This window comes from Phocaeicola sp. HCN-40430, assembly GCF_037890285.1.
GTDB lineage: Bacteria > Bacteroidota > Bacteroidia > Bacteroidales > Bacteroidaceae > Phocaeicola > Phocaeicola acetigenes.
Genome location: NZ_JBBKBS010000049.1, coordinates 1 through 1,575, shown reverse-complemented (window position 1 = coordinate 1,575; position 1,575 = coordinate 1). Strand labels below are relative to the sequence as shown.

Here is a 1,575-nt window from a genome sequence, read left to right as displayed (position 1 = left end):
AAATAAACAGAACACATAAGAAAAAATCAAACCGATTTTGAAAAATCCCCATTTATCTGTAATTTCCCCTCTTCATACAATGATCATTGAGTAGAACATATCCCAAAGTTGTTATATACATAAAACGAACCTTATTATATACCCTACAATGAAAAATAAACTAATTTTATTAAGCATGACAGGGCTATCATTAATGCCCAATACTCTTTCTGCAAAACAACCCACCAATATCATCCTCATCAATCTAGACGATGTTGGTAACGGCGACTTCTCCTTCCGAGGAGCACTCGGATATCAAACACCTAACATAGACCGCATGGCAGCCGAAGGAATGGTACTAAACAACTTTTATGCCGTACAACCCATCAGCGGAGCCTCCCGAGCAGGCCTTATGACCGGATGCTATCCCAATCGTATTGGTTTCGCTTATGCTTTGAATCCCCATTCCCCCTATGGAATCAATGAAAAAGAAGAAACCATTGCCGAACTGCTACGAGACAAAGGATATGCTACTGCCATCTTTGGAAAATGGCATCTTGGCGATGAAAAAAAATTCCTTCCCCTCCAACATGGATTCGACGAATACTATGGCCTTCCCTATTCCAATGACATGTGGCCCAATCACCCTCAATATAAATTCCCAGATTTACCACTCATCAAGGGAAATGATGTAATCGGATACAATACCGACCAAAGTCGCTTGACTACCGACTACACCCAATATGCAACCGACTTTATTAAAAGGAATGCTCATCAGAAGCCTTTCTTCCTCTATTTGGCTCATTCCATGCCCCATGTGCCACTGGCTGTATCCGATAAATTCAAAGGAAAAAGCAAACAAGGACTATACGGTGATGTAATGATGGAACTGGACTGGAGCATAGGAGAAGTTCTAAAAACCATCCGGGAAGAAGGCATCGAAGAAAATACTCTTGTGATTCTGACATCCGATAACGGACCATGGGCCAACTATGGAAATCATGCCGGTTCATCGGGCGGACTACGGGAAGCAAAAGCCAATACCTTTAACGGCGGAGTACGCGTACCCTGCCTCTGCTACTGGAAAGGCACTATCCAACCCGCCTCAGTATCCAACAGCCTGTATTCCAACATCGATATTCTCCCCACTTTGGTAGAAGTAGCCGAAGCCCAACTTCCCAAACAAAAGATAGATGGAGTAAGCATGCTTCCTACACTGACTACCGATCCTCAATGGGCTGGGCGTAAATATCTCTGTTTCTATTACCATAAAAACTCTCTTGAGGGTATCACCGACGGAAAATATAAATTAGTTTTCCCCCATAAATATGTATCTTACGATAATCAAGTACCAGGAAACGACGGAAAACCCGGTCCACTGGGAGAAGGTGAGGTAACCACTTGCGAACTGTATGATTTACGAAGAGATATGGGCGAAAGAGTCAACGTAATCAGCCTCTATCCTGAAGAAGTTGAAAAACTGAAAAAAGAAGCAGATTTCTGGAGAGAAGAACTGGGAGACGACTTGACCGGACATCCAGGAAAAGCAAGAAGAGAAGCTGGAAAGGCCGAAGATTAATAACCTTACAGAATTTT

At 42.7% G+C, this 1,575-nt stretch carries 1 protein-coding gene; it reads left to right on the top strand.

Going from position 1 to position 1,575, the window contains the following annotated elements; genetic code table 11:
- Positions 1-148: 148 nt before the first annotated feature.
- Positions 149-1,558, top strand: a complete 1,410-nt coding sequence (locus tag WKU26_RS12485; protein WP_178266343.1) for a sulfatase family protein — start codon at positions 149-151, stop codon at positions 1,556-1,558.
- The last annotated feature ends 17 nt before the right edge of the window (positions 1,559-1,575 follow it).